Here is a 4,787-nt window from a genome sequence, read left to right on the forward strand (position 1 = left end):
ACGCCCGCTCCCACAGGGGATCTGCGCTTGACTGATCGGCATTAGACTGGTGGGGCTGCCCTTCTCCGCTATCGAGTAGATGGCGAGCACGCCGGGTTCAACGCGAATGGATTCCCCAGCTGTTGCCTGCGCAAGAAGCCATCGATCTGAACCGTGCCGCCAACGATTGGTTAGCCGCAGCTGCGTAAGCTCATCCCGAGCGCTTCGCCGGTTTTGCAACCCTGCCGTGGCAGCCGCCGGAAGCGGACGCACTTTCAGTTCATTCATACGCTGATGGGTGCCGAGCGCATCCTGTATTCCATCGACTATCCCTATCAGAGCCTGGATGGGGCGCGAGCCTTTATCGATGCACTTCCCGTGAGCGATGCCGAGAAAGCACTCATAGCCCACGGCAGCTACGGCACCGAGCTACCTGGAACGATTTGGAACACCTGAACACCCGGATGACCTGTTGAATCATCGCTGCATCAGCAACCGTCTTGGAGATGATCGGGTGTATCGGTGGGAGCTGGAGCGCGACGGTGAGGCATTACAAATCACCGTTCCGACGTCCATCACTGTCGACCAGGCCGAGACGGGGCTCATTGCTGTACTCGGTGGTGCTGGCTTGATGTATTTGCCGGAACCTCTTGTCGCGCCTTATGTGAAGGACGGGCGGCTCCGTCTGGTGCTGACGGAGTGGGCGCCTCTGGAAGATGGCTTTCATATCTACTATTCCAGCCAGCGGCAACTGCCAACCGGGTTGCGCTTGCTCATTGAATTCATCCAGCAAATCAAGCCGCTGAGCGGGTAGCCCGACGCCGCATCATCTTCCTCACACCACAGCGGCTTCAATCGTTCTGGAGCGCCAGGCAAAAGCCAACACCATCAGCAGCCCCAGGCCGGCCATCGCCGCTGCGGCCAGGGAAATCGCCGGATAACCCAGACCCGCGTTGATCACCGCTCCGCCCAGCGCAGCGCCAATCGCGTTGCCGAAATTGAACGCGCCAATGTTCACCGCAGAGGCCAGATTGGGCGCGTCCTTCGCAGCTTCCATGACGCGCATCTGTAGCGGCGGCACCAGGGCGAAACTGGCGACACCCCATATCAGGATGGCGACGGCGGCCGGCAGCGGCCAACGCATCAGTACGGTGAACGCCAGCAAGACGAGAATCAGCACGCTCAGCGAGATGATCAGAGTGCGATCAATCGAGTGGTCAGCGGCCTTGCCGCCCCACATGTTGCCCAGCGTCAACCCGACACCGTAGAGCACCAGCATGGCGGTGATGAAGGCGGTGGACGCATGGGTCTCGCTGCTGAGGATCGGCGCGATGTAGGTGAAGACGGTGAACATGGCACTCGAGCCGACGACGGTCAGGGCCAGCGCGCCCAACACCGGGCCACGCCCCAATACCCGAATTTCCGCCATTACACCGACGCTTTGCGGCGCCTTCAGGTCAGGCAGGGCGAACCACAACGCGGCCATGGTCGCCACGCCCAGCCCGGTAATACCCCAGAAAGCGGTGCGCCAACCGAACAGTTCACCAAACCAGGCGGCCAGCGGCACACCGCCAATGGTCGCCAGAGTCAGGCCCATGAACATCGCCGCCACCGCCCCGGCACGTTTCTCCGGGGCGACCACGCTGGCGGCGACGATGGAGCCAACGCCAAAAAATGCACCATGGTTCAGTGAGGTCACCACCCTGGCGACCATGAGGCTGTAGTAATCGGTAGCCAGAGCTGACATCAGATTACCCAGGGTGAAAATCGCCATGAGCCCGATCAGCAGATAGCGCCGGGGGATCCTGCCGGTGGTCAGGGTCATCAGCGGTGCACCGAGCAATACGCCCAGCGCATAAGCACTGACCAGCAAACCGGCGGCGGGAATGGAAACGCCCAGGTCCGCAGCGATACCCGGCAACATGCCCATGGGGGCGAACTCTGTAACGCCGATGCCAAAGGCACCGATGGCGAGTGCGACAAGTGGTGGATTGATACGCATGGAAGGCTCCTTATCTATGCCGCAGATGCTACGATCCTGTCTTTTCAAGCGGTAGATAGCATTTTTGGTAATCACCTTTGCGCGGGAGGCACAAGTGGATTTCAACGGCAGGTCAGGTGAAATGAGCGTGTTCACCACCGTGGCGCAGGAAGGCAGCCTGTCGGCCGCCGCACGTGCACTGGGCCTGACACCCTCGGCAGTCAGTCGGATCATCGCGCGTACCGAACAACGTCTTGGCACCCGCCTGCTGTTGCGCACCACCCGGGCGATCACCTTCACTGCCGAGGGCGAAGCGTTCCTGCGCGGCGCTCGGCGTATCCTCGCCGACATGGACGAGGTCGAAGAAGCCATCGCCGATCAGGGCGTACCCAGGGGACGATTGCGCGTCAGTGCCGCCCTTGGTCATGGGCGGCTGGCCATCGTTCCCTTGGTCGCAGCATTCAGCGCCCGTTACCCGAACATCGTCGTCGACCTCACCCTCGGCGACGAAGTGGTCGACATTCTCGGCGGGCAGGCCGACGTCGCGGTCCGCTTTGGCCATCTGCCCGACAGCCCGCTGACCGCGCGCAAGATCGGCAACACCGGCCAGGTAGTGGTGGCATCGCCCGAGTATCTGCAGCGCCACGGCATCCCCCAGCAACCGGAGGATCTGCTACAGCACAACTGCCTGCGCTTCAACTTCCGGCGTGCCGAACCCAACTGGCCGTTCATCCGCGATGGAAACGAGTTTTCCCTGAAGGTCAGCGGCAACATCGAATGCAGCAGTGGTGAAGCGCTGGCACAACTCGCGCGAGTCGGCGCCGGCATTGCACGTATCGGTGAATTCAGCGTGAGCGAAGATCTGCAGCGCGGCGACCTGATTGCGCTGTTGGAAGCCTGGAACCCCGGCGACCAGGAACCGATTCATGCAGTGTTCGTCGGTGGAGCGGCAATGCCGGCGCGGGTGCGATTGTTCGTGGACTTCTTGCTGGAACATCACCGGATGTAAGCGCAGGCGAAAGCTGATATTTCCGGGCACTCGCGATGTTGAGGTGTCCGAAACATTTTTCGGTGTACGCAAGGTTTCAGAAAATGCGTAAGCGACGGGCTTGAAACTGGAGGCAGGCCGCAGCGTCCGTTACCCGGACGCTGACAGTTCAGTGGGAAGCGTTGCTCTGCTGCTGAAGCTCAAGTTGCCTGGCAGCACTGGCTTGGGGGGGTGCGCGCTCTTGATCCAGATACCGATAAATGCTTTGGAGGTTGGCAATTTTCTGTTTGATTTCTGCCATTTTCTTTTCAATCAGCTTCGCGCCGTCAGCACAATCGATCAGCTTGTTCCGCTGCGCATCCAGAATCTCGCCTATTTCCCCCAGAGAAAACCCCATGCTTTGCGCGCGCTGGATAAAGTCCAGATCCTGCAGAGTCTGCTCGGTGTAAACGCGATAGTTGTTGGTTTGCCGCAGCGGTGAGATCAGGCCGATTTGTTCGTAGTAACGCAGCGTATGGCGGCTGGCACCGCTGCGGGCCTCGAGGTCGCCGATTTTCATGAAAACACCGCTTGACTGTAGAGTTGGGTCGATAGTTTACGCTTGATTTCTCACCTTCAACAAGGAACAGGGAAATGAGCGTGGAGTGCTTTGTTACGGGCGGGACTGGCTTCATCGGTCAACATTTGGTGGCGAACCTGAGTGCAAAAGGTCACACCATTCGGGTGTTGATGCGTCGCCCGGAGCGACTGGCTGCGTTGCGCGAGCAAGTCGATAATCTGGGAGGGTGCGCAACCCGGGTATTTGCCGTAGCTGGCGATCTGGAACGGGACAACCTCGGACTGAGTCTTGCTGACCGGGAAGTGCTAAGGCGTGCCCGCGTCATATTCCACCTGGGCGCCCATTTCGCATGGGGGCTTTCAGTGGAGCACGCTCGTGCGGTGAATGTGGAAGGGGCAAAGCGCGTGGCGCTGTTGGCGGCTGAGCAAAAAAGCCGTTTAGTGATGATCGGCGGCTACATGCTGAAAAATCATCAACATCTGCAACGTATCGGCATTGATCCTCGTCATCCGGAGTTGACGAACTGGTCTGCCGTCTACCGGCGTGTCGGCGGTTACGAGGGAAGCAAGCTGGAGGCGCATTTTGCGACTCTGGAGGTCATGTCCGCCAAGGGTGGGGAGATGACCGTTGTCCACCCTGCGACTGTCTGTGGCCATAGCCGCACAGGGCATATCCTTGACGGTCAGCCGCTGGTGGAGCTGATACGCAACCTTGTGCAGGGAAAGCTGACTGCGGTGCCCGGTACCGCCGAACACTGGCTGCCACTGGTCACCGTGGACTACCTGGTTGAGCTGGTGGCAGTTTGTGCTTTTGATCCTGCCATGGTGGGCCAGGAACTGCTGACGCTTGATGACCAAACTCCAAACTTGCGAGAACTCCTGATTCAGGTGGCACAACCTTTGGGCTTAAAGTCTCCCAAGCATCACATTTCACTCCGATTGCTGAAGTTGCTACTGAGCATTCCTCCCGTCGCGTGGTTTTTGAATACAAAACCCGAAGCCCTGGACTTTATCCAGACCACTCGTTTTGATACAGCCGCGGTCGAACAATTTGCCAACAGGCATGGAATAGCCAAACCGGATATACGTCAGTCTTTGCAGCACACTGCAACGTTCGTCAACTCATATTGCATAGCCAAGGGCCAGGCCCTCTGACCTCTCCCCTGGCGGCGAAAAGAAGGCGAATAACAACCTGCTGGGCGATCCAGCGCTTGTGTCAGAATAAATACCGGGATTGGCGGGGAATGCCGATCAGTTAAGCGCAGATCCCCTGTGAGCGGG

5 protein-coding genes are annotated in these 4,787 nt (G+C 59.4%); 3 read left to right on the top strand and 2 right to left on the bottom strand.

The features are described 5' to 3' along the window. The first annotated feature begins 451 nt into the window (after positions 1–451). On the top strand, positions 452–793 hold the full coding sequence (locus PseAD21_RS22870; protein ID WP_256588242.1) for a LysR substrate-binding domain-containing protein: 342 nt from the start codon (positions 452–454) through the stop codon (positions 791–793). A gap of 21 nt (positions 794–814) precedes the next feature. Here the strand turns inward: PseAD21_RS22870 and PseAD21_RS22875 are convergent, their stop codons facing one another. Beyond that, positions 815–1,981 (bottom strand): MFS transporter, encoded by a 1,167-nt coding sequence (locus PseAD21_RS22875; protein WP_102358006.1) that lies wholly within the window; start codon positions 1,979–1,981, stop codon positions 815–817. Positions 1,982–2,075: 94 nt separating this feature from the next. On the opposite strand from PseAD21_RS22875, the gene PseAD21_RS22880 reads away from it, so the two are divergent. Then, entirely contained in the window at positions 2,076–2,969 is an 894-nt protein-coding gene (locus tag PseAD21_RS22880) for a LysR family transcriptional regulator (protein ID WP_102358007.1), read from the top strand. Between the two features lie 148 nt (positions 2,970–3,117). Here the strand turns inward: PseAD21_RS22880 and PseAD21_RS22885 are convergent, their stop codons facing one another. Beyond that, positions 3,118–3,507, bottom strand: coding sequence for a MerR family transcriptional regulator (locus PseAD21_RS22885; RefSeq protein ID WP_102358009.1), 390 nt, complete (start codon positions 3,505–3,507; stop codon positions 3,118–3,120). 74 nt (positions 3,508–3,581) lie between these two features. Between PseAD21_RS22885 and PseAD21_RS22890 the strand changes: the two genes are divergently transcribed. Further along, a complete protein-coding gene (locus PseAD21_RS22890) occupies positions 3,582–4,661 on the top strand; it encodes an SDR family oxidoreductase (protein WP_102358010.1) in 1,080 nt (359 codons plus the stop codon). Positions 4,662–4,787 lie beyond the last annotated feature (126 nt).

The sequence above is a fragment of the Pseudomonas sp. AD21 genome (assembly GCF_002878485.1).
In the GTDB taxonomy this organism is placed as follows: Bacteria; Pseudomonadota; Gammaproteobacteria; order Pseudomonadales; family Pseudomonadaceae; genus Aquipseudomonas.